Source organism: Thermus brockianus (genome assembly GCF_001880325.1).
Lineage (GTDB): Bacteria > Deinococcota > Deinococci > Deinococcales > Thermaceae > Thermus > Thermus brockianus.
Window position 1 is genome coordinate 1,615,450 of sequence record NZ_CP016312.1, and the last position, 22,059, is coordinate 1,637,508.

The 22,059-nt window shown below is 67.0% G+C and carries 17 protein-coding genes and 3 pseudogenes; 12 read left to right on the forward strand and 8 right to left on the reverse strand.

Annotation, left to right across the window (positions count from 1 at the left end; all coding sequences use genetic code 11):
- Position 1 precedes the first annotated feature (1 nt).
- Together sdhA and A0O31_RS08745 are read left to right on the forward strand one after the other, a co-directional pair.
- Positions 2 to 1,735, forward strand: a complete 1,734-nt coding sequence (gene sdhA / locus A0O31_RS08740) for a succinate dehydrogenase flavoprotein subunit (RefSeq protein WP_071677530.1) — start codon at positions 2 to 4, stop codon at positions 1,733 to 1,735.
- A gap of 9 nt (positions 1,736 to 1,744) precedes the next feature.
- Entirely contained in the window at positions 1,745 to 2,443 is a 699-nt protein-coding gene (locus A0O31_RS08745) for a succinate dehydrogenase iron-sulfur subunit (RefSeq protein WP_071677531.1), read from the forward strand.
- Positions 2,444 to 2,476: 33 nt separating this feature from the next.
- Here the strand turns inward: A0O31_RS08745 and aspS are convergent, their stop codons facing one another.
- The 4 genes and pseudogenes from aspS to A0O31_RS08765 form a co-directional block, all read right to left on the reverse strand.
- Complete coding sequence (gene aspS / locus A0O31_RS08750) at positions 2,477 to 3,745, reverse strand: aspartate--tRNA(Asn) ligase (RefSeq protein WP_071677532.1); 1,269 nt, start codon at positions 3,743 to 3,745, stop codon at positions 2,477 to 2,479.
- A 111-nt stretch (positions 3,746 to 3,856) separates the two neighbouring features.
- Positions 3,857 to 4,156: a hypothetical protein gene (locus tag A0O31_RS08755; protein WP_071677533.1), complete on the reverse strand. Its 300-nt coding sequence runs from the start codon at positions 4,154 to 4,156 to the stop codon at positions 3,857 to 3,859.
- Complete coding sequence (locus tag A0O31_RS08760; RefSeq protein ID WP_071677534.1) at positions 4,143 to 5,459, reverse strand: phospholipase D-like domain-containing protein; 1,317 nt, start codon at positions 5,457 to 5,459, stop codon at positions 4,143 to 4,145. Before A0O31_RS08760 ends, A0O31_RS08755 begins: the two co-directional genes overlap by 14 nt.
- Positions 5,460 to 5,509: 50 nt before the next feature.
- Positions 5,510 to 6,195: pseudogene (locus A0O31_RS08765) on the reverse strand (TatD family hydrolase); the annotation flags it as partial.
- An 83-nt stretch (positions 6,196 to 6,278) separates the two neighbouring features.
- Here A0O31_RS08765 and A0O31_RS08770 point away from each other — a divergent pair.
- Both A0O31_RS08770 and A0O31_RS08775 read left to right on the forward strand, forming a co-directional pair.
- The gene (locus tag A0O31_RS08770) at positions 6,279 to 7,265 is read left to right on the forward strand and encodes a lipocalin family protein (protein ID WP_071677535.1); all 987 of its coding nucleotides are present in this window, start codon (positions 6,279 to 6,281) and stop codon (positions 7,263 to 7,265) included.
- 45 nt (positions 7,266 to 7,310) lie between these two features.
- Positions 7,311 to 7,964, forward strand: a complete 654-nt coding sequence (locus A0O31_RS08775; protein ID WP_071677536.1) for a flavodoxin family protein — start codon at positions 7,311 to 7,313, stop codon at positions 7,962 to 7,964.
- Here A0O31_RS08775 and tsaB read toward each other — a convergent pair.
- Positions 7,961 to 8,508 (reverse strand): annotated as a pseudogene (gene tsaB / locus A0O31_RS08780) (tRNA (adenosine(37)-N6)-threonylcarbamoyltransferase complex dimerization subunit type 1 TsaB). The gene A0O31_RS08775 and the pseudogene tsaB overlap by 4 nt on opposite strands.
- Before the next feature lie 30 nt (positions 8,509 to 8,538).
- Here tsaB and A0O31_RS08785 point away from each other — a divergent pair.
- The 4 genes from A0O31_RS08785 to A0O31_RS08800 are packed head-to-tail and all read left to right on the forward strand — an operon-like array spanning position 8,539 to position 14,136.
- Positions 8,539 to 9,732, forward strand: coding sequence for a carbohydrate ABC transporter permease (locus A0O31_RS08785; protein WP_071677537.1), 1,194 nt, complete (start codon positions 8,539 to 8,541; stop codon positions 9,730 to 9,732).
- Between the two features lie 49 nt (positions 9,733 to 9,781).
- A complete protein-coding gene (locus A0O31_RS08790; RefSeq protein ID WP_420833572.1) occupies positions 9,782 to 10,915 on the forward strand; it encodes a carbohydrate ABC transporter permease in 1,134 nt (377 codons plus the stop codon).
- Positions 10,916 to 10,969: 54 nt separating this feature from the next.
- Entirely contained in the window at positions 10,970 to 12,220 is a 1,251-nt protein-coding gene (locus tag A0O31_RS08795; RefSeq protein WP_071677539.1) for an ABC transporter substrate-binding protein, read from the forward strand.
- 53 nt (positions 12,221 to 12,273) lie between these two features.
- The gene (locus tag A0O31_RS08800) at positions 12,274 to 14,136 is read left to right on the forward strand and encodes an aldehyde ferredoxin oxidoreductase family protein (RefSeq protein WP_071677540.1); all 1,863 of its coding nucleotides are present in this window, start codon (positions 12,274 to 12,276) and stop codon (positions 14,134 to 14,136) included.
- Here the strand turns inward: A0O31_RS08800 and A0O31_RS08805 are convergent.
- Together A0O31_RS08805 and A0O31_RS08810 are read right to left on the reverse strand one after the other, a co-directional pair.
- Positions 14,107 to 14,781, reverse strand: a complete 675-nt coding sequence (locus tag A0O31_RS08805) for a DUF58 domain-containing protein (protein WP_071677541.1) — start codon at positions 14,779 to 14,781, stop codon at positions 14,107 to 14,109. The two genes, A0O31_RS08800 and A0O31_RS08805, sit on opposite strands and share 30 nt — an antisense overlap.
- Positions 14,778 to 16,538: an adenosylcobalamin-dependent ribonucleoside-diphosphate reductase gene (locus A0O31_RS08810; RefSeq protein WP_071677542.1), complete on the reverse strand. Its 1,761-nt coding sequence runs from the start codon at positions 16,536 to 16,538 to the stop codon at positions 14,778 to 14,780. Before A0O31_RS08810 ends, A0O31_RS08805 begins: the two co-directional genes overlap by 4 nt.
- A gap of 141 nt (positions 16,539 to 16,679) precedes the next feature.
- Here A0O31_RS08810 and A0O31_RS08815 point away from each other — a divergent pair, with 141 nt between their 5' ends.
- The 3 genes and pseudogenes from A0O31_RS08815 to A0O31_RS08825 all read left to right on the forward strand — a co-directional run bounded on the left by A0O31_RS08815 (position 16,680) and on the right by A0O31_RS08825 (position 21,046).
- Complete coding sequence (locus tag A0O31_RS08815; RefSeq protein ID WP_237258993.1) at positions 16,680 to 17,864, forward strand: RNA-guided endonuclease InsQ/TnpB family protein; 1,185 nt, start codon at positions 16,680 to 16,682, stop codon at positions 17,862 to 17,864.
- 11 nt (positions 17,865 to 17,875) lie between these two features.
- Positions 17,876 to 19,308: pseudogene (gene proS / locus A0O31_RS08820) on the forward strand (proline--tRNA ligase).
- Position 19,309: 1 nt separating this feature from the next.
- Positions 19,310 to 21,046 carry a GNAT family N-acetyltransferase gene (locus tag A0O31_RS08825; RefSeq protein WP_071677543.1) on the forward strand — a complete coding sequence of 579 codons (1,737 nt, stop codon included), beginning with the start codon at positions 19,310 to 19,312 and terminating at the stop codon, positions 21,044 to 21,046.
- Here A0O31_RS08825 and A0O31_RS08830 read toward each other — a convergent pair.
- Positions 21,012 to 21,377, reverse strand: coding sequence for an ASCH domain-containing protein (locus tag A0O31_RS08830; protein ID WP_071677544.1), 366 nt, complete (start codon positions 21,375 to 21,377; stop codon positions 21,012 to 21,014). The two genes, A0O31_RS08825 and A0O31_RS08830, sit on opposite strands and share 35 nt — an antisense overlap.
- A 23-nt stretch (positions 21,378 to 21,400) precedes the next feature.
- Here A0O31_RS08830 and nth point away from each other — a divergent pair, with 23 nt between their 5' ends.
- The gene (gene nth / locus A0O31_RS08835) at positions 21,401 to 22,054 is read left to right on the forward strand and encodes an endonuclease III (protein ID WP_071677545.1); all 654 of its coding nucleotides are present in this window, start codon (positions 21,401 to 21,403) and stop codon (positions 22,052 to 22,054) included.
- Positions 22,055 to 22,059: the final 5 nt, after the last annotated feature.

Sequence of the window (22,059 nt, forward strand, 5' to 3'; positions counted from 1 at the left end):
TATGGCGCACAGACACGAGGTCATCGTGGTGGGTGCGGGCGGGGCGGGCCTCGCCACCGCCCTTTATGCGGCCAGGGAAGGCGCCGATGTGGCGGTGGTCAGCAAGCTTTACCCCACCCGGAGCCACACGGGGGCGGCCCAAGGGGGGATAGGGGCGGCCCTGGGCAACGTGGAGGAGGACCACTGGGAATGGCACATGTTTGACACGGTCAAGGGAGGGGACTACCTCACCGACCAGGACGCCGCCGAGGTCTTCGCCAAGGAGGTCATTGAGGCGGTGCTTGAGTTAGAGCACATGGGCCTTCCCTTTGACCGCCTTCCCAACGGCAAGATCGCCCAGCGCCGCTTCGGCGGGCACACCAAGGACTGGGGCAAGGCTCCCGTGCACCGGGCGGCCCACGCCGCCGACCGCACGGGGCACATGATCCTCCAGACCCTCTACCAGCAGTGCGTCAAGCACAACATCACCTTCTACAACGAGTTCCACGTCACGGACGTCATCCTCGAGGACGGGGTGGCCAAGGGCCTGGTGGCCTTGGAACTGGCCACGGGGGAGCTCCACCTCTTCCAGGCCAAGGCCATCGTCATCGCCTCCGGGGGGTTTGGCCGCATCTACAAGGTGACCTCCAACGCCTACACCCTCACCGGGGACCTGCAGGCCATCCTCTACCGCAAGGGCTTGCCCCTGGAGGACATGGAGTTCTACCAGTTCCACCCCACGGGGCTTTACCCCTTGGGCATCCTCCTCACGGAAGGGGCCCGGGGCGAGGGGGGTATTTTGCGCAACGCCTTGGGGGAGCGCTTCATGGAGCGCTACGCCCCCACCATCAAGGACCTAGCCCCCCGGGACATGGTGGCCCGGGCCATGTACCTGGAGGTGCGGGAGGGGCGCGGGGTGGGCCCCAAGAAGGACCACGTCCTCTTGGACCTCACCCATCTGCCCCCGGAGGTCATTGAGAAGAAACTCCCCGACATCACCGAGTTCAGCCGCATCTACCTGGGGGTGGACCCCCTGAAGGAGCCGGTGCCGGTCATGCCCACGGCCCACTACGCCATGGGGGGGATTCCCACCACCCTGTGGGGCCAGGTGATCCAGGACGAGAAGAACACCGTGGTTCCCGGTCTCTACGCCGCCGGGGAGGCGGCCTGCGTGAGCCTGCACGGGGCGAACCGTCTGGGCACCAACTCCCTGGGGGACCTGGTGGTCTTTGGCCGCCGGGCTGGCATCCACGCCGCCCGCTTCGCCAAGGACGCCGATTACCACGAGCTCACCGAGGAGCACCTGGGCCCAAGCCGCGAGCGCATTGAGCGCATCAAGAACTCCACGGGCACGGAGAAGGTGGCGGTGTTGCGGGCGGAGCTGCAGCAGTCCATGATGGACCACGCCTCCGTCTTCCGCACCGGGGAGCTTTTGCAAAAGCAGGTGGAGATCCTCAAGGAGCTCATGGACCGCTACAGCCGGATTTCCATTGAGGATAAGGGGGACGCCTACAACACCGAGCTGGTGGAGGCCTTGGAGCTTGGGTACCTCCTCGAGGTCTCCGAGGCCCTGGTCCACTCGGCCCTAAACCGCACGGAGTCCCGCGGGGCCCACGCCCGGGAGGACTACCCCGAGCGGGACGACCAGAACTGGCTCAAGCACACCCTGGCCTACAAGGTGGCGGACGGCAAGGTGGCCTTCCGTTACAAGCCCGTGGTCCTGGGCCGCTTTGAGCCCAAGGCCCGCACCTACTAGGAGGCGCCCATGCAGGTCACCCTGAAGATCCTCCGTTTTGACCCCGCCAAGGACCCAAAGCCCCGCTGGCAGACCTACCAGGTGGAGGCGGAGCCCACGGACCGGGTCTTGGACCTCCTGCACAAGGTCAAGTGGGAACAGGATGGCACCCTGGCCTTCCGCCGGAGTTGTGGCCACGGGATCTGCGGCTCCGACGCCATGCTCATCAACGGCAGAAACCGCCTGGCCTGCAAGACCCTGGTGAAGGACCTGGGTAACGTCATCACCGTGGAGCCCATCCGGGGCCTGCCGGTGGAGAAGGACCTCATCGTGGACATGGAGCCCTTCTTCGCCGCCTACCGGGCGGTGAAGCCCTTTCTCATCAACGACGAACCCCCGCCCCAGCGGGAGCGCCTCCAGTCCCCCGAGGAAAGGGAGCGCTTTGACCAGGGCACCAAGTGCATCCTCTGCGCCAGCTGCACCACCAGCTGCCCCGTCTTCTGGGTGAACGGCACCTACTTGGGCCCGGCGGCCATCGTCCAGGCCCACCGTTTCATCTTTGACTCCCGCGACCGGGGCAAGAGGGAGCGCTTCAAGGCCCTGGGCTCGGGAAGCGGGGTGTGGCGTTGCCGCACCGCCTACAACTGCACCGAGGCCTGTCCCCGGGAGATCCCCGTGACCCAGCTCATTGAAGAGGTGAAGCGGGAAATCCTCTTTGACCGCTTCTAGCCCCGGGCGGGGAGCTCAGGCTCCCCGCCCCTTCTAGGGGGTAAGCCGGTGCCGGTCCCGGGGGAAGGCCCGGGCGTAGCGCACGTTGGGCAGGCCCAGAAGCTTCTGCGTGAGCCTTTCCGCCCCGATGGCAAAGCCCCCGTGGGGGGGCATGCCGTACTTGAAGACCTCCAGGTACCCCTGGAAGGCCTCGGGGTCCATGCCCTTGGCCTGGAGGCTCTGCAGGAGGTCTTCGTAGCGGTGGATGCGCTGGCCCCCTGAGGTGATCTCCAGGCCGCGGAAGAGGAGGTCAAAGCTCCGGGTGGTGCCGTCGGGCTCGGGGTAGGTGTAAAAGGGACGCACCGCCCGCGGGTAGCGGGTGAGGAAGAGCCAGTCCGTGCCCCAGCGCTCCTTGGCGTACTGGCCGAGGAGCCTCTCCGCCTCCTCGGAGAGGTCCTGGCCGGCGGGGTAGCCTAGCTCCTCCTTCAGGAGGCGCCGGGCCTCGGCCAAGGTCAGGCGGGGGATGTCCTTGGGGAGGGAGGGCCACTCGGCCCCGAGAAGCCTTATCTCGTTCCCGGCGGCGGTGAGGGCTTCTTCCAGCATCTCCTGGAGGAGGCCTTCCTCCAGGCGCATAAGGTCCTCCTCGCCCTCAATGAAGCCCATCTCCACGTCCAGGGAGAGGTACTCGTTCAGGTGGCGGCTCGTGTTGTGCTCCTCCATGCGCCACACCGGGGCCACCTCGTAGACCCGCTCAAACACCCCCACCATGATCTGCTTGTAGAGCTGGGGGGACTGGGCCAGGTAGGCCCTTTGCTCAAAGTAGTCCACGCCGAAAAGCCCCGACCCCCCCTCGGCCCCGGCCCGCACCACCTTGGGGGTGAAGATCTCCGTGAAGTCCTGCCGGTCCAAATAGCGGCGGAAGCCCCGCACCAAGGCGGCCTGCACCTTGAGGGGGGCGCGGGCCTTTTCCCCCCTCAGGGTCACGTAGCGGTACTCCAGGAGGGTATCGGGGTGGGCCCGCCACTCCTCCTTGGGGATCTCCACCGGGGTGGGTTCTAGGGCGGGGGAGAGGACCTCCAGGTCCTGGGCCTGGACCTCGAGGCCCCCCGGGGCCTTGGGGTTTTCCACCACTACCCCCCGCACCCGTAAGGAGGACTCGGGCAGGGGAAGCTTCCTTCCCCCCGTCACCACCTGCACCACCCCGCTTCGGTCCCGGAAGAGGAGGAACTGCACCTTGCCCAAATCCCGCCGCCAGTGGAGAAAGCCAAAAAGCTCCACTTCCTCGCCCACGTGCCGCTTCAGGTCCTTCACCAGTACGCGCATCCTTCCCTCCTAAGCGTTGGCCCCCCCGGCCATGGGGGACCGGGGGGGCCAGGTGCATCGCCCCCCAGCTAGCCGTTGTTGAGAAGACGCGGGCGCATGTTGGGCCTAAGTTTAGGGGGTTTCCCCCTCCCGGTCAAGCCGCTCAAAGGCCAAGACGAGCTCGGGAAGCCGCTCGGGCTCGGCCACGGCAAAGAAGTTCTCCTCCACCTCCAGGCGGGCCGCCCACTCCCCCGCCACCCCGGCTAAGGTCCTGGGGCCCGCTTCCTCCCGGAGGAAGCGGCGCCGCCTTAGCCTTACATCCCCCCCTTCCCCGTAGAAGACCTGGTAGACCACCCCGCCCCGGCGCTTCTCCGCATACCACCCCCCCTCAAGGGGGCTCACCTCGTAGCCCAGGGCTTTAAGGGCTTCCATCCAGGACCTCCAGGGCCTCGGGGCTTTCCAGGACGATCTCGTAATACCCGGCGTAGAGGACGATGCGCCCCTTGGCCCGCACCCGCTTGCCCAGGTAGCTTTGGGGGAAGGGTTGTTGGAAGAGGCCGTAGCTCCGGGGGAAGACCACCAGGCGCAGGTCCCTTTCCCCCGTGCCGAAGTGGAGGAAGGCCACGGTGCCCCGGTCCTCCACCCGCTGGATCACCCCTTCCACCCAGGCCACCCGGCCAAAATACCTGGGGGCCTCCTGCCAGGGGATGACCCCTTCCACCTCGGGGAGGGCGAAGGGGTTCTCCTTAAGCCCCGCCTGGAAGTCCTTTTCCATGGTGGCGAGGAGGCGGGCGAAGGCCTCGGGGGCTTCCTTGCGGGAAAGGAGCACGGCGAGTTCCCGGTTGGCGTTGAGGGAGTTGGCGCTCAGGTTCAGGCTTCCCAAAAGGGCCACCTCCCCGTCCTTGACCAGGACCTTGGCGTGGACATAGGGGTCGGGGAGGAAGCGCACCTCGGCCCCCGCCGCCTTAAGCGCCTCCGCACCCGCCAGGAAGTAGGTGTCCCCGGGCTCGGCGGGGCTTCCCACCAGGCGCACCCTGACCCCCCGGGCCAAGGCCTCCTTCAGAGCCGCCACCACCTCGGGGTCCGCCATGGCCTGGTGCTCCAAGAAAAGCTCCTTCTTGGCCCCGCGGATGAGGGAGAGGAGGACCTCGCGGGCGTTGCCCTCCTTGACCCCGCCCAGGGTGCGGCTTGGGGCCCAGACGAGGAGGGGCCGGGAAAGGTCCAGGCGCTCCCCCTTCCAGTCCGCCTCAAAGACCCGGGCCACCTCCGCCACCTGCTTGGGGTCGTCCAGGATGAGGGCGTATTCCCGGTTGGCACCGAAGGAGCTTCCCGTGAAGTTCATCGTCCCCACCCAGGCCCGTTTGCGGTCCACCACCACGCTCTTCTCGTGGACGAAGACGAAGCGGAAGGGGGTGGTGAGGCGCACCTCCACTCCCCGTTCCTTCAGGGCCTGGTAGACCGTGAGGTCCGCCCGCCCCCCTGAGGGCTCCCGCTCCAGGAGGACCCGCACCTTAACCCCTCGGGCTACCGCCTCCCCCAAGGCCTCCACCAGGTCCAGGCGGCTTGGGGTCCAGAGGTAGACCTTGACCAGGATCTCCTCCTTGGCCGAGCGGATGAGGTCCAGGAGGGGTTCTACCCCGTCCTCGGGCTCCACCACGAGCCGGGGAGCCGCCAGGGCGGCGAGGAGGAGGAAGACCAGGGCAAAAAGGAGCCTTCGCATCACCACCCAAAGCATACCTGGGCGTTTCGGTCCGTGAGGGCTTCCGCCTCGGCGAGGCTTAGCCCCCGCACCTCCGCAAGCCGCGCCAGGGTAAAGCGCACGTAGTGGGGGCGGTTGCGCTTCCCCCGGTGGGGCTCGGGGGGAGGAAGGGGGTGTCGGTTTCCACCAGGAGGCGGTCTTCGGGGAGGCGCCTCGCCACCTCCCTTAGGGGTTCGTTCTTCCTGTAGGTGAGGGGGCCTGCCAGGCTGAAGTAGGCCCCCACCTCGAGGCCCGCCCGCTCCAAGGCCGGGTGCCCGCCGAAGGCGTGGAGGACCACCCGTTTGGGGCGGTGGAGGCGGAGCCAGGCGGCGAGGTCCTCCTCGGCGCTTCCGTCCTTGCTCCGCACGTGGAGGACAAGGGGAAGCCCCCTTTCTTCCGCCAGGGCCGCCTGGAAGTCCAGGGCGCGCAGCTGGGCCCTTTGGGTCTCGGGGGTCCAGTAGTAGTCCAGGCCCGTCTCCCCGATGGCCCTTACCCGCTCGTGGCGGGCGTGGTGGCGGAGCGCCTCCTCCACCTCCGGGGAGAGGAGGTGGGCGCTCGTGGGGTGGAGGCCGAGGGCGGCGTACACGTTCCCTTGGGCCAGGGCCAGGGTCTTCTCCCAACGGCTTGGGTCCACCCCTAGGGTGAGGACGGCCCGGAGTTCCGGGAGGTGGGCCTGCACCTCCGCTAGCTCCCCGGGTTCCAGGAAGTCCAGGTGGGCGTGGGTATCGGTCACGGGGATAAGCTTAGCCCAAAGGCCTGTTTGCGGGGTTACACAGGCCCCCCTCTGCCCCGGTAGGCTATAGGGGGAGGCCCCTTATGAAGCGGCTGGCCCTGCTTCCCCTTCTCCTCGCCGCCTGCGCCCCTCTCCTTTTGCGGGTGGACCCCGAAAGGCTTCCCGACCCCAAGGATTGGGACCCGAAGCCCGCCCCTTTGGAGTGGTGGTACGCCTCGGGCCACGCGGAGCCCTACGCCTTCCACTTCGCCTTCTTCAAGGCCTACGCCCCTCCTTCCTACCGCATCCTGGGCCTGCCGGGAAGCCTCTTTGGCGCCTTCCACGCCGCCCACCTGGCCCTCACCGACCTGCGCACGGGGGAGAGGCGCTTCCTCGAGGTTTCCGACCAGGACCTCCTGGCCCCCCGGGGCCGGGCGGAGCCTGGGCCCAGGCTGGAGGTGGGGGGTTGGCGCCTGGAGCGGGAAGGGGAAGACTTCCGCCTCCTGGCGGGGCCGCTAGACCTCTTCTTCCAGCCCCAAAAGCCCCCCGTGGTCCACCCCCCGGGCTACTCCGGCACGGAGGCCACGGGGCGGATGTACTACCAGTCCTACACCCGGGTCCGGGCCTCGGGCAGGATTCTCGGGGAAAAGGCCGAAGGGGAGGCCTGGCTGGACCACCAGTGGGGGGAGCAGCTTTCCGGGGTCCAGGCCACCTGGGACTGGTTTGGCCTCCACCTCTCCGACGGCTCCGAGCTCATGGCCTACCAGGTGAAGGACGCCCAGGGCCAGGTGGTCCAGGTCCTGGGGAGCCGGATGGACCCCTTGGGGTGGGTGGAGGCCTTGGACCTCGCCTTCGTCCCCTTGGAGGTTTGGCGAAGCCCCTCGGGCCGGGTCTACACCCTGGCCTGGCGCCTCGAGGGGCCAGCGCTCTCCCTAACCCTCAGGCCCCTCTTCCGGGAAGGGGAGATCCTCTCCCGCACCACCCGGGTGGCCTACTGGGAAGGCCCCGTGGCGGGGGAGGGGTGGCTGCAGGGCTACCCCGTGCGGGCCCGGGGGATGGGGGAGTTTGTGGCCGGGACCTTCCGCCCGTAAATGCGCGTGTTATACTAAAAGAGGTTTAGTGCGTAGGTGATATTTATGGGTTTACGCGTGCTCGGCGTCAACGCATCGGCACGGACGGACGGGTTTACGGCGGAGCTTTTGGACGAGGTTTTGGAGGCGGCCAGGCGCAAGGGAGCCACCACGGAGCGCCTGGACTTGGTGAAGCACCCCTTTCCCCTATGCGCGGGGAACTACTCCCAAGACCCTTCCTCCTGCGGTCCCGAAACCTGCGTGCAGGGGCCTTGGGACGGGTTTGGCAAGGTGGCGGAGCGGATCCTGAACGCCGACGCCGTGGTCTTCGCCACCCCCGTGTACTGGTTTAGCGTTTCCGCCCGGATGAAGGCCCTCTTGGAGCGGATGACCTCCATGGAAAACCAGGGGCTTCTCAACCTGGGCAAGCCCATGGCCCTCCTGGCGGTGGCCGAGGAGGAGGGGGCGAGCCAGGCCTTGGCCCAGATGCTCCTGCCCCTTTCCTACATGGGCTTCGTCCTTGCGCCCTTGGGCCTCGTCTATGCCCACCGGCGGGGGCTTGCTACCTTCAAGGAGAACCCGGAACTGGTGGAGGACGCCCGCATCGCCGGGGAGAACCTGGTCCTCATGGCGGAAAGGCTCCGGGGGGCCCCCTTCCAAGAGCCCCTTCCGAGCTACCTCTACCGGGTTCCCCGCCTCCCGGGGGTGGCCGCCGACTAGAGGTAAAGGGGTTCCGCCCCTTCCTGGGCGAAGGGAAGGAGCTCGTAAAGGGCCCGGGGGTCAGGGGGTGGGTCCAGGAGGAGGCCTTCGTGGGGAAGCTCCTCCGCCTTGAGCTTCCTGGGGGGGTTATCTCCACCGGCCTCCCTTCCCGCTTGGCGTAGGTGGCCCCGTAGTAGAGCCGGTTCCTTGCGGTGAAAAGGGGGGTGAGGGGCGGTCCCCCTTCCGCCAGGAAGGGCCAGGCGGCGGCGAGGAGGGAGCTTACCCCATGGACCCTGGCCCCTTGGGCGAAGGCGATGCCAAGCCCCGCCGCCAGGGCGATGCGGAGGCCCGTGTAGGAGCCTGGGCCCGTGCCCAGGACCAGGGCGCCGATCGCTTCCCTCTCCGCCCCCACCTCGGCTAAGACCTCGTCCAGGAGGCCAAAAAGCACCTCCTCGTGCCGCCTTCCCAGGCGCACCACCCGGCCCACCCCCTCCTCCCCCCGGAAGAGGCCCAGGGCCAGGTAGGGGGTGGCGGTGTCCAGGGTCAGGGTCCACATGCTCCCCATCCTAAGGGGGTTGGTATACTCCGGCACGGGATGCGGGGGTACCCGTTGCACCTTCTCCTCTCCGTGGGGGTCCTTTGGGCCTTGGCGGTGCTGGCGGAAAGGCTTGGCTTTGCGCCTCCCTTTTGGGTCCCCCTTGGGGCTTTGGCCTACGGCGCCTTCGCCCTCTATGGCCTCCGCTTTGGCCTCCGCCATGCGCTCTTGCTCTTGGGGCTTTTGGCGCCTTGGTTTCCCTGGGCCGCTTTCCTCGTCCCCCTCGCCTTTGCCCTCCTCTTCGGGCGGCGCATGGGGGAGAGGGAGCAGGCGGCCTTTTACGGGTGGGCTTTGGTCTGGCCGGCCCTGGCGCTTTTATTGGTCTGGCAGGTCTTTCCCACCTTCTACGCCTTTTACCTGAGCCTTTTTGAGAAGGTGAACTTCCTGCGCCCGGCAGCCTTTGCCGGGCTTGAGAACTACCAGATCCTCCTCAGGGACCCGCTTTTTTGGCGGGCCTCGGGGAACACCTTTTGGTACGTGCTCTTCACCGTACCCACGGGGCTTCTCCTGGCCACCGCCATCGCCATCCTCCTGAACACGGGGGTGGCCTTCCAGGGGTTTTACCGCACCCTCTACTTCCTCCCCTACATCACCGCCCTCACGGCGGCGGCGGCGGTGTGGCGGTGGATCTACCACCCGGAGTTCGGCTTCTTGAACTGGCTTCTCGGCACCCCGGGCCTGGACTGGCTCAATACCCCCACCGGGGTCTTCGCCCTGCTCCTCAGGCCCTTGGGCCTCGAGCCCCAGGGCTTTTGGGCGGGGCCGAGCCTCGCCTTCGTGGCGGTCATGGCCATGAGCGTCTGGCACTTCCTGGGCTACCAGGTGGTGATCCTCCTGGCAGGGCTTCAGGCCATCCCGAAGGAGTACTACGAGGCGGCGGAGCTGGACGGGGCGAGCTTTTGGCAGCAACACCGCCTCATCACCTGGCCCCTCCTTTCCCCCACCACCTTCTTCCTCTTCACCTTGGGGATCATCGGGGCATTCCAGGTCTTCACCCAGGTCTACGTCCTGACCCCCACGGGGGGGGTCTTGCAGGACACCCTGACCCTGGCCTTTTACCTTTACAACAAAGGCTTCCGCGATTCCGACTTCTCCTATGCCAGCGCCATCGCCATGGTGACCTTCCTGATCATCCTGGTCCTGACCCTCGTGCAACGGCGGATTTTGGAGCGGCGGGTGAACTATGAGATTTAAGGCCTCTATCCTCCTGGTCCACCTTCTGCTCCTCGCCGGCGGGCTCTTGATGGCCTTCCCCTTCTACTGGATGCTGGCCACGAGCCTCAAAAGCCCCCAGGAGGCCCTGCAGGCAAAGCCCATCTGGGTGCCGGCGAGGATGAAGCCGCAGAACTGGCTGAAGGCGGCGAGGCTTGGGGATAGCCCCTTCTGGGGGGGGTTGGGCCCTGGGCGGAGCGTGGAGCTCGCCTTCCCGGGGGAGGAGGGGAGGCCCCCGAGGGCCTTCGTGCCCCGAACCCCGGGGGCCTTTTTTGACCCGGTGGCGGACGGGACCCGGGTGGAGGTGGCCTACCGGGAGGGGGCGTGGCGGGTCCGCCTCACCAACACCACGGAAGGGGCCTTCCGGGTTCTCCCCTTGGTGGTCCTTTGGCCCAAGGAGGTGCCCCTTTCCCCGCCCTTGCCCCCCGATGCCCTCCGCTCCCAAGGGGAGGCGTGGCGGCTAGAGTGGGTGAACGCCGTGCCCGGGGCCTTGGGGTACGTGTTCCACAACTACCTCGAGGCCTGGCGGGCCGCCCCTTGGGGCCGGTACTTCTTCAATAGCTTCTTCACCGCCCTGACCCAGGTGGGGGTGGGGCTTTTCCTGGCGGCCTTGGCCGCCTTCGCCCTGGCCCGGGTGCCCTTCCCCGGCAAGGAGGGGGTCTTCGTCCTCATCCTCGCCACCCTGATGGTGCCGGGGGAGGTCCTCCTTATCCCCAACTACGTCCTCCTGGCCCGGCTCGGCTGGCTGGACACGTACTACGCCCTCATCGTGCCCTGGCTGGCCTCGGTTTTTGGCATCTTTCTCCTCAGGCAGTTCTACCTCTCCCTGCCCCAGGACCTCTTTGACGCCGCCCGCATAGACGGGGCCGGGTACCTCACCCAGCTTTTCCGCATCGCCTTGCCCCTTTCCCTGCCGGGGCTTGTGTCCTACGGCATCTTTACCTTCCTGGGGGCCTACAACGCCCTCCTTTGGCCCCTCATCGTCACGCAAAGCCCGGAGATGCGCACGGTGCAGCTGGGCCTCCAGGCCTTTGTTTCCGAGGCGGGTTCGGACTATGGGGCGTTGATGGCCGCCAGCACCTTCGTGATCCTTCCCGTCATCCTGGGCTACTTCGTGGCCCAAAGGCAGTTCATCCAGGGCATCGCCCGCTCGGGGCTCAAGTAGCTGACACGGGCCTGACCCGGGGCGGTATACTCCTAGCCGGAGGTGTGGAGGCGTATGAAGAAGATATTGCCGTTCGTGGCCCTTTTGGGGCTAGCCCTAGCCCAGCAGGCCAAACCCGAGGACGTCATCAAGGAGCAGTGCGCCAAGGCCAAGGTGGTGGCTGAGCTTTGGCACGGGTTCACCGGCGGAGCCCCCAAGACCGCTTTGGAGAACCTGGTGGTGGAGTTCAACAAGACCCAGCAGGGCCGTTGCGTCCGCCCCGTGCCCCAGGGGGGGTACCGGGACCTTTCCACCAAGATCAAGGCCGCCTTCGCCGCCGGGAAGGTGCCGGCCATGGCCCAGGCCTACGAGAACAACATTGCCCTTTACCTGGAGGCCAAGGCCCTCTTGCCCATTGAGTCCTTGGGGGTGAAGCTCCAAGGGGTGAACCTCACCTTCCTGAACGCCGTGCGGTTCAGGGGCATGGTCTACGGCGTGCCCTTCAACAAGAGCATCCAGGTCCTCTACTACAACAAGGACCTCCTGAAGAAGCACGGGGCCAAGGTGCCCACCACCCTCGAGGCCTTCGTGGCCCTGAGCAAGCGGCTTTCCCAGGCGGAAGGGGGCCCCGTTTACTGGTTCCAGCCCGACGCCTCCACCTTCGCCTACTTCTTCTTCAACCTGGGGGGAAGCTACCTGCAAAACGGCAAGCTCGTCCTGAACTCCAAGGAGGCGGTGGAGGCCCTCACCCTCCTGCAAAACGGGGTGAAGGAGGGCTGGGCCAAGGCCATCACCTCGGGCTACATCAACCAGAACCTGGGCTCCGGCCCTTACGCCTTCAGCGTGGACACCTCCGCCGGCTACACCTACTACCGCCAAGGGGCCAAGTTTGACCTGGGGGTGGCCACGCTTCCGGGAAGCAAAGGGCAGGCGGGCTTCGGCTTGGTCCAGGGCACCAACCTGGTGGTCTTCCGCCAGGCCTCCAAGGAGGAACAGGGGGTGGCCAAGGACTTCCTCCAGTTCGTCCTAAGCCCCAGGGCCCAGGCGGTCTTCGCCACGGCCACGGGGTACGTGCCCGTGACCGAGGCCGCCCTCAAGGACCCCGTCTACCAGGGCTACGTGGCCGAAAACCCCGATTACGCCACCATCGTCCGCCAAAGCCGCTACGCCAAGTTTGAGCCCGCCTTGGCCGAGTGGGAGCAGATCCGCTTTGACATCCTGGGCCAGGCCATCAAGGAGGCCATCCTGAACAGGGTGGACCCCAAGGCGGCCTTGGACAAGGCGCAAAAGCTCGCCGAGGACCTCCTTTCCGGCAGGACCCGTTAGGCCAAGGGCCCTTGGACCGCCCGCCCTAAGGGCGGGCGGTTTAGACTTAAGGCATGCCCAAGGGATACCACGACCGCGTGGCCTTCGTGGACCTCTCCACGGGGCGCATCTGGTACGAAAGCTACGGTGAGGGCTTTTGGCGCCGGTACCTGGGGGGTAGGGCCCTTGCCGCCTACCTCCTCCTCAAGCACGTGCCCAAGGGGGCGGACCCCCTGGGGCCGGAAAACGCCCTCGTCTTTGCCCCCGGGGTCCTCACCGGCACCCCCATCTCCGGCTCGGGGCGGAACACCGTGGCCGCCAAGAGCCCCTTGACCGGCGGGTACGGGGACGCCGAGGGGGGTGGCTTCTTCGGGGCTGAGCTGAAGAACGCCGGACTGGACGCCTTGGTGGTCCTTGGCCAGGCGGAAAGCCCCGTCTACCTGCACGTGGAGGGGGGCGAGGTGGCCATCCACCCCGCCAGCCACCTTTGGGGCAAGGACCCCTTGGAGGTGGAGGCCCTCATCAAGGAGGCGCACGGGGGGAATGCCCGCATCGCCCAGATCGGCCTGGCGGGGGAGAACGGGGTCCTCACCGCCAACGTGATCCACGACCTGGCCCACTTCGCCGGCCGGGGAGGCTTGGGGGCGGTGATGGGGGCGAAACGCCTCAAAGCGGTTTCCGCCCGGGCAAGGAAGGAAACCCTTCCCCCTTACCACGACCCCGCCCTCCTCAAGGAGCTCGCCCGGCGCATGGCCAAGGAGCGCATGGAGCGGGCGGCGGGCCTCGTCACCATGGGTACCGTGGGCACGGTGAAGCCCTTTAACCTCCGGGGGGTCCTCCCGAGCCACAACTTCCTGGATGGCTTTTTGGAGGGCGCCGAGGCCCTGGACGGCACCAGCCTGGACGCCCTGGGCATCCGCATTGGCCGGGACACCTGCTACGCCTGCGCCATCCGCTGCAAGCAGGTGGTGAGGATAGAGGGCACGGGCAAGTACGATGTGCGCCCGGAGTACGGGGGGCCGGAGTATGAGGGGCTTGGGGCCTTGGGCTCCACCTGCGGGGTCACCGAACCCTACGCCGTGACCAAGGCCAATACCCTTTGCAACCAGTACGGGCTGGACGTGATCGGGGTGGGGGTGACCGTCGCCTGCGCCATGGAGGCGGTGGAAAAGGGCTATTTGGACGATGAGGGGCTTGGCCTCCGCTTCGGCAACGGGGATGCCCTCATCGCCGCCATTGAGAAGCTCGCCCGCAAGGAGGGGCGGCTTGGGGCCCTTCTGGCCTTGGGGGCGAGGCGGTTGGCGGAGGCCATCGGCCATCCCGAGCTCGCCATGCACGTGAAGGGCCAGGAGGTGCCCATGCACGACCCCCGGTACAAGCGGGCCCTGGGGGTGGGCTACGCCGTGAGCCCCACGGGGGCGGACCACAACCACAACCTCCACGACACCGCCTTCGCCAAGGAAGGGAAGGCTCTAAAGGAGCTCCGCTTCTACGGGGAGGACTTCCCGCCCCTGCCCATTGAGGACCTCTCCGAAACCAAGATCCGCATGCTCTGGACCAAGACCCGGGAGCGGGGCTTCGTGAACAGCCTGGTGCTTTGCGACTTCGTCCCCTGGACCCCCGAGGAGTGGCAGGAGGCGGTCTACGCTGCCACGGGCTGGCGCCTGACCCCTGAGGAGATGCTGGCGGTGGGGGAGAGGACCTTGCAGCTCACGCGCCTTTTCAACCTCCGGGAAGGCCTCTCCCCGGAGGAGGACCGGCTTCCCGAGCGCTTTTTCCAGCCCTTCCGGCGGGGGAACCTCGAGGCCCGGCTGGACCCGGTGGCCTTCCGGGAAGGGGTCTTGGCCTACCGCCGGCTCGCGGGCTGGGAAGGGGGGGTGGACCCCGGGCGGCTTGCCGCCCTTGGCCTAGAGGAGTTCCAAAACGCCCTGGCGTAGGAGGGCGGGCAGGGGCGGTTCCCCCACCCTTAGGAGGGCGTACCTTCCCCGGAGGAGGGCGAGGAGGCGGAGGGCTTTGAGGTGCTTCGCCAGGGCCTCCCGGTAGGCCTCCACCTCCGCCCTCCCCACCCAAAGGGCCTCCCCCGTCTCCACGTCCCGCAGGAGGGCTTCCCCAAAGGGCGGCTGGAGCTCCTGGGGGGAGAGGATCTGGACCAGGACCACCCGCCGGGGGAGGAGCTTCGCCCAGGGCAAGGGGTCCAGGCCGTCCGTGAGGAGGACCAAGGTACCCCTTCCCGCCCCCCAGGCCCCGGGTCTACCCCGCGCTAGACGGGCTTGGGGGTCCTCCTGCCGGGCGATCCGGAGGAGGAGGGAGGCCACCTCCTCGGCGTAGGCCAGTTTCCCGTGGAGGCGCATGCTCTCGCTCTCGTCCAGGTAGAGGCGGAAGCGGGGCCTTTCCGGGGCGGTTTCCAGGCGGGTGTAGAGCCTTCCCGTCTTGGCGTAGGCCCGCCAGTGGACCCGGCGCACCTCGTCCCCGGGGGCGTAGGGGCGAAGCTCAAAGAACTCCCCTCCAAAGCCCTTTCTCCGGGCGAGTCGCTCCCCGGGGTAGGGGAGGTAGGGCTTGGTGGCGAGGCGGTAGCGGGTCATGCCGTCTGGCAGAAGGTGCAGACCCCCACGGGGGGCAAGGGCTCCATGACCTCCTCCCGGCTTCCCTCCCGGAAGACGGTGATCCCCTTGCACCCCTCCTTCCAAGCGGTGAGGAAAAGCTGTTCCACCACCTCCTTGGGGGTTTCCTTGGGCAGGTTCACCGTGGAGGAGATGCTTTGGTCCACGTGGCGTTGCAAGGTGGCTTGGAGGCGCACCCTTTGGAATGGGTCCACGGTGTGCGCCGTGGGCCAGTCGGGGGTGCCGCCTTTGGTGGCCTTTCGGTAGCGCTTGAGAAGGGGGTGCTCCGCCAGGAAGACCTCTCCCCCGGCGTGGCGGAGGTAGGTGAGGGCGAAGATGGGCTCAATGCCGCCCGTCACCCCGGCCAGGATGGAGATGGACCCCGTGGGGGCGATGGAGAGGAGGGCGGCGTTTCTTAAACCTTTTTCCACCTTCTGGATGAGGGCCTCGGGGAGGGCCTGGATGAAGGGGCTTTGGAGGTGTTTTGCGGCGTTAAAGGCGGGGAAGGGGCCCTTCTCTTGGGCCAGCTGGGCGCTTTCCCCGTAGGCCGCCTCCTTGATGCGGCGCATGACCTCCTCGGCGAGGCGGAGGGCTTCCCCGCTGCCGTAGGGGAGGCCCAGCATGGCCAGCATGTCGGCGAGGCCCATGAGGCCAAGCCCGATGCGGCGGCTTCTCAGGGAGGCTTCCTTCTGGGCCCGCACGGGGTGGCGGTTCTTCCCCAGGTCCACCACCGCATCCAAGAAGCGCACCGCAAGCCGGGTGGCCTCCTCCAAGGCGGCGTAGTCCAGGGAGGCGTGGGGGGTGAAGGGGGCCTGGACGAAGGCGGCGAGGTTGAGGCTTCCCAGGTTGCAGGCCCCGTAGGGCTCCATGGGCACCTCCCCGCAGACGTTGACGCCTTGCACCTCCATCCCCCCGTACTGGGCCGTGGCCCAGGTGCGCACCCGGTCCCAGAAGAGGAGGCCAGGCTCGGCGCTGGCCCAGGCGGCCTCCACCAGGAGGGTCCATGCCTCCCTGGCCCGGATCTCCGCCCTGATTTCCTCCCTGGGCGTGGTGAAGGAAAGCCGCCAGGGCTCGTCGGCCAAGGCGGCTTCCAGGAAAGCGTCCGTGGCCCTTAGGGAGAGGTTGGCGTGGCGGATCCTCCTGCGCTCGGGGTCGGTCTTGGCCCTAAGGAAGTCCAGAAGCTCGGGGTGGGTGTCGGCGAAGGTGAGCATGAGGGCACCCCTCCTCCCCCCGCTCGCCCCCATGACCCCGGCCAGGGTGGAGAATAGCTCCATGAAGCTCACCGCCCCCGAGCTTTCCACCCCGGCGTTCCCCACCTTGGCCCCCTTGGGGCGGAGGACGTCGGCGTTGGTGCCCACCCCGCCTCCGTAGGCGAAGGTGCGCATGGCCTCGTCCAGGAAGCGGGCGATGCCCCGCACGGAGTCTTCCCGGATGGGGACGAAGTAGCAGTTGAAAAGGGTGCTCTTCCGCCAGTTGCCGAGGCCGAAGAGGATCCTCCCCCCAGGGACGAAGCGGAAGTCCTGGAGGAGCCAAAGGTAGGCTTCCTCCATCCCCCGGTCCAGCCGGGCGGCGTGGCGGGCGAGGCGGCGCCATAGCTCCGGGGGGGTGGCCTCGAGGGGCCTCCCCTCCCTGTCCCGCAGGGCGTAGCGCCGGAGGAAGACGCTCGCCCTAAGTTCGTCCCCCTCAAAGAACTCCAGGGCCAGGCGGATGGCCTCTTCTTCCCGGTAGGGCTTGGGCACGCCTTCAGTTTAGAGAAAAGCGGGGGCGTGGGGGAGCTATAATGCCCCGGACTTTCCGCCCCTGGGATACATGGCCTCCCCCCCGCCCTCTGGAGGCAGACAGAGCATCGTGGGCGCCAGATGCCCTGTCATGGTAGACAGGTGGCGCGTAGAGCCTTCAAATACCGCCTCTATCCCACCAAGCCCCAACAAAAAGACCTAGAACGCACCCTGGAACTCTGCCGCCAGCTCTACAACGCCGCCCTTCAGGAGAGGAGGGAGGCCTACAAGAAGGCGAAGAAAAGCCTCTCCCTCCACGAGCAAAAGCGATGGCTCCCCGAGATACGGGCTGACCTGCCCGAGTACCAAAGGGTCCACTCCCAGGTCCTGCAAGACGTTCTCCAAAGGGTAGACCGGGCTTTTCAAGGCTTCTTCCGTCGGGTTAGGGCCAAAGGGGGAAAAGCCGGTTATCCCCGGTTCAAGGGAAAGGGACGCTACGACTCCTTCACCTTCCCCCAAGCCTACGCCACCGGGGTCAAACTCCAGGAGGGGGGGAAGCGGGTGCTCATCCACGGCGTTGGTTCGGTAAAGGTGAAGCTTCACCGACCCTTAGAGGGGCAACTCAAGACCGCCACGGTCAAGCGAGAGGGGAACGAATGGTACGTGGTCTTCGTCTGCGAGGTGGAGCCCAAACCCCTTTCCCCTTCTGGCGAGGCGGTGGGCATTGACTTGGGGACCAACCCCCACTTTCTCATCACCTCGGAGGGGGAGAAGATAGAAGCCCCCAGGTATTATCAAAAGGCTCAAAACAAACTAGCTAGGAAGCAGAGGGAGCTTTCCCGTAAGAAACGGGGTAGCAACCGGTACGACAAGGCAAAAGAGGAGCTTGCCCGGCTTCACCGGAAGGTAGCCCGGCAACGGCTGGATTTTCACCACAAGGTGGCCCGGGGGTTGGTGAACCGCTATGGAACCATCGTCCACGAAGACCTGAACATCCTAGGTCTGAGCCGTAGCCACGTGGCTAAGGGCGTACATGACGCTGGTTGGGCTCAGTTTTTGCGGATCCTTGCCTACAAAGCGGAGGAGGCTGGTAGGCGAGTGATAACGGTAGACCCTAAGTACACCAGCCAGGACTGCCCGGTGTGCGGCCACAGGGAGAGGCGACCCTTGTGGGTCAGGGAGTTCACCTGTCCCGCTTGTGGGACTTCCCTGCACCGGGATGTGGCCATGTGGCCGCTGCGCGGAACATCCTGGCGAAGGCCTGGACGGGGCCTTCGGGGAGGGATGCCCTCGCGTTCTGAACTGAGAAGCCCTGCTCTGAAGAGCGGGGAGTCGTCACTAGGGTAAGATGGGCGGGTATGGCGAAGGAGAAGGGTCTAACCCCTCAGAGCCAAGACTTCAGCGAATGGTACCTCGAGGTCATCCAGAAAGCAGAGCTCGCCGACTACGGGCCGGTGAGGGGCACCATCGTGGTCCGCCCCTACGGCTACGCCATCTGGGAAAACATCCAGCAGGTTCTGGACCGCATGTTCAAGGAAACGGGCCACCAAAACGCCTACTTTCCCCTCTTCATCCCCATGGGCTTCCTTAAGAAGGAGGCGGAGCACGTGGAGGGGTTTTCCCCCGAGCTCGCCGTGGTGACCCACGCCGGGGGGGAGGAGCTGGAGGAGCCCTTGGCGGTGCGCCCCACCTCGGAGACGGTCATCGGCTACATGTGGTCCAAGTGGATCAAAAGCTACCGGGACCTGCCCCAGCTCTTAAACCAGTGGGGGAACGTGGTGCGCTGGGAGCTTCGCACCCGGCCTTTCCTGCGCACCAGCGAGTTCTTGTGGCAGGAGGGCCACACCGCCCACGCCACCCGGGAGGAGGCGGAGGAGGAGGTGCGCAGGATGCTCGGCATCTACGCCAAGCTCGCCCGGGAGTACGCCGCCATCCCCGTCATAGAGGGCAGGAAAACCGAGAAGGAGAAGTTCGCCGGGGCGGTCTACACAACCACCATTGAGGCCATGATGCGGGACGGGAAGGCGCTGCAGTCGGGCACGAGCCACTACCTGGGGGAAAACTTCGCCCGGGCCTTTGACATCAAGTTCCAGGACAAGGACCTCCAGGTGAAGTACGTGCACACCACCAGCTGGGGGCTTTCCTGGCGCTTTATTGGGGCCATCATCATGACCCACGGGGACGACCAGGGCCTCATCCTCCCCCCCGCCTCGCCCCCATCCAGGCGGTCATCGTGCCCATCTACCGGGAGGAGAGCCGGGAAAGGGTTCTGGAGGCCGCCCATGGCCTCAAGCGCCGCCTTGGGGAGGTGGGGGTGCGGGTCCACCTGGACGACCGGGACCAGTACACCCCTGGGTACAAGTTCCACGAGTGGGAGCTTAAAGGGGTGCCTTACCGGGTGGAGCTCGGTCCCAAGGACCTCGAGGCGGGCGAGGCGGTGTTGGCAAGCCGCCTAGGGGGGAAGGAACGGGTTTCCTTGGAGGCCTTGCCCGTACTTTTGCCGCAAAGGCTAGACGAGTTCCACGAAGCTCTCTACCAAAGGGCCCTTTCCTTCCGCGAGGCCCACACCCGCAGGGTGGACACCTACGAGGCCTTTAAGGAGGCGGTGCAGGAGGGGTTCGCCCTGGCCTTCCACTGCGGGGACAAGGCCTGCGAGAGGCTCATCCAGGAGGAGACCACCGCCACCACCCGCTGCGTGCCCTTTGAGGGGGAGCCGGAGGAGGGGGTCTGCGTACGCTGCGGGAGGCCTGCGGCCTACGGCAAGCGGGTGGTCTTCGCCAAGGCTTACTGACGTGCGGGTCCTGGGGCGCAGGGTTTACTGGCGGTGGTACGGGGAGGTGCTCCTGGAGGAGGGCATCGTCCTCCGCATGTCGGGGGATGCCGCCAAGTGGCTTCGCCCAGGGGACCGGGTGCGCTTAAGGACGGAGTTCCAAAAGCCCCTCCTGGACTTTGACGAGTACGCCCTAGAGGGGGCCTTCCCCCTCTGGCCCCCCTTTAGCCGGGAGCTCGTGCACGTGCGGGAAAGCCCCTTGGGCGGGGAGGCCTACCGGTACCGCCTTCGGGTGCGGGAGGCCACCTACGAGGGGGATTTTGAGGCCATCGCCGAGCTGGAGCAGTTCCACTACGCCTCGGAGAAGGAGGTGGTGGCCCTTTGGGTCTGCACCCGGTGCCATAAGACCCTTCTCGCCAACGCCAAGCCCGTCTGCGATTGCGGGGGAGAGGCGCGGCTTAAGGAGATTCGGGGCTCCACCCCGGCGAGCCGCTTCCTGGTGTTAGAACTCCTGGAGCGCCTCCCCTTTGAGCCCAAGATCCTCGGCTACCTGCGCCTAGACCCGCCCATCCCCCGCATGCACCGCAAGACCCCCCAAGGGGTGGAGCGGGACATCCGGGAAAGGATTTTCCCCAAGGACTGGTTCCACCCCACCTACGAGGGGGGAGGCGACTGGGAGGAGGCCCTGGACCGGGTGCATACCGCCGCCGCCCGCATCGCCCGGGTGGTGGTCCACCCCGACTACCGCTCGGAGGGCTTTGGGAAGCTTCTGGTGGAGATGGCCTTGGCCTGGGCCAAGGAGCGGGGCGCCCCCGAGGGAAGGCGGGAGAAGCACCTCGTCTACACCATCGCCCAGATGGCCCGCTACCACCCCTTCTTTGAGAAGGTGGGCTTCCGCTACCTCTTTGAAACCGCCTCGGGGCGGCCCGTGCTCTTTTACCCCTTAACCGAGGAGGCGAGGGCGTATTTAGAGCGCTTCCTCCGGGAGGATCCCTACGCCCGGGCCCACGGGGGGAGGCTCTTCCGGCCCCGGTTTGGGCGGGTGGCGGGGCTTAAGGGGCCCATAAGCCTCCAAGGGGTCCACAAGGCTTACCGGAGCCACCTGGACCTTAAGGGGCTCTCCGGGGAGGTTCAGGAGGCCTTGGCGGCCTTTGGGGTGAAGGCGCGGGTGGTGGAGCGGGCGGTGCTCCGGGGTGCGGCGTTGGAAATTCCCCCAGGGGCCCTGGTGGTCCTGGCGGGGGCGAGCGGGGCGGGGAAGACCACCCTGCTCCGCCTCCTCCTGGGCGAGCCCCCGGACCTGGGCCGGGTGGTCCTGCCCCCGGGCAGGCGCGTGGCCTACATCCCGGGGGAGCGGGAGGTGGCGCTGGGGGAGGGGGCGGTCCTCGAGGCGGTCTACCGGAAGCTTGGGGACGTGGGGGCGGCCATTGAGGTCTTGAACCGCGTGGGGCTTTCCGACGCCGTGCTCTACCGGGCCAGGCCCTTGGAGCTTTCCACGGGGCAGAGGGAGCGCTTCCGCCTCGCCCTTCTCTTGGCCGAGAGGCCCGACCTTCTCCTCATAGACGAGTTCGCCGCCCACCTGGACGTGCCCACCGCCCGGCGGGTGGCCTTGGGCCTGGGCAAGCTTTGCCGGGAAGCGGGGATCACCCTGGTGGCGGCCACCCACCGCCCCGAGGTCATCGCCGCCTTGGACCCCGACCTGCTGGTCTTTGTGGGCTACGGGGGGCTCACCACGGTACCTCGGAGAGGTCCACGAACATGACCCGGCCCTTGCGCCGGGGAACCCAGAGGGGTTTTTCATAGCGGAAGGCGTTTTCCAAGACCCAGGCGTAGAGGGGGGCATCCTCGGCGTAGGCCCGGAGGAAGGCCTCCTCCGCCCGGTGCTTGGCGAAGTGGGGCAGGAGCTCCTCCACGCTGAAAGGGCCTTCCACGCCCACCAGGTCCGCCTGGCCGATAAGCCTCCCTCCCGTGACGATGCCCAAGGGCCCCCGGTGGCGGGCGTAGCGCTTGCGAATCTCCCAGGTTTTCTCGCCGTCCACGATGAGGCTGGCGTAGGGTTCGCGCACGATGAGCCCGATTTTGGGCCTTTCCACACCCCCATTGTAGAGTAGGGGGCGTGGGTTGTCCGAGGGAAGGGCTTAAGGAAAGGAAGGCGAGGGCGCTGGCCGTTCTCAGAGCCTTAAAGGAGGCCTATCCCGGTGCCCGCACGGAGCTTAAGCACAATAGCCCCTTCCAACTCCTTGTGGCCACGGTCCTTTCCGCCCAGGCCACGGATAGGAGCGTGAACGAGGCCACCCCGGCTCTCTTCGCCCGCTTTCCCGACGCCAAGGCCCTGGCGGAGGCCACGCCCGAGGAGGTGGAGCCCTATATCAGGCGCATCGGGCTCTACAAGACCAAGGCCAAGAACCTGGTGGCCCTGGCGCAGCGGCTCGTGGCGGAGTATGGGGGAGAGGTGCCTAGGAGCAAGGAGGCCCTCATGCGGCTTCCCGGGGTGGGTTGGAAGACGGCCACGGTGGTCCTGGGGGCGGCCTTCGGCGTCCCCGGCATCGCCGTGGACACCCACGTGGCGCGCCTAAGCCGGAGGCTTTGCCTTACGGAAGCCAAGCGCCCGGAGAAGATTGGAAGGGATTTGGAAAGCCTTTTCCCCAAGGAGGACTGGGTCTTCGTCCACCACGCCCTGGTCCTCCACGGCCGCTACGTGTGCACGGCGAGGAGGCCCCGTTGCGGCGCCTGCGTCCTCGCCCCCTACTGTCCAAGCCGGGAGGCTTAGGCTAA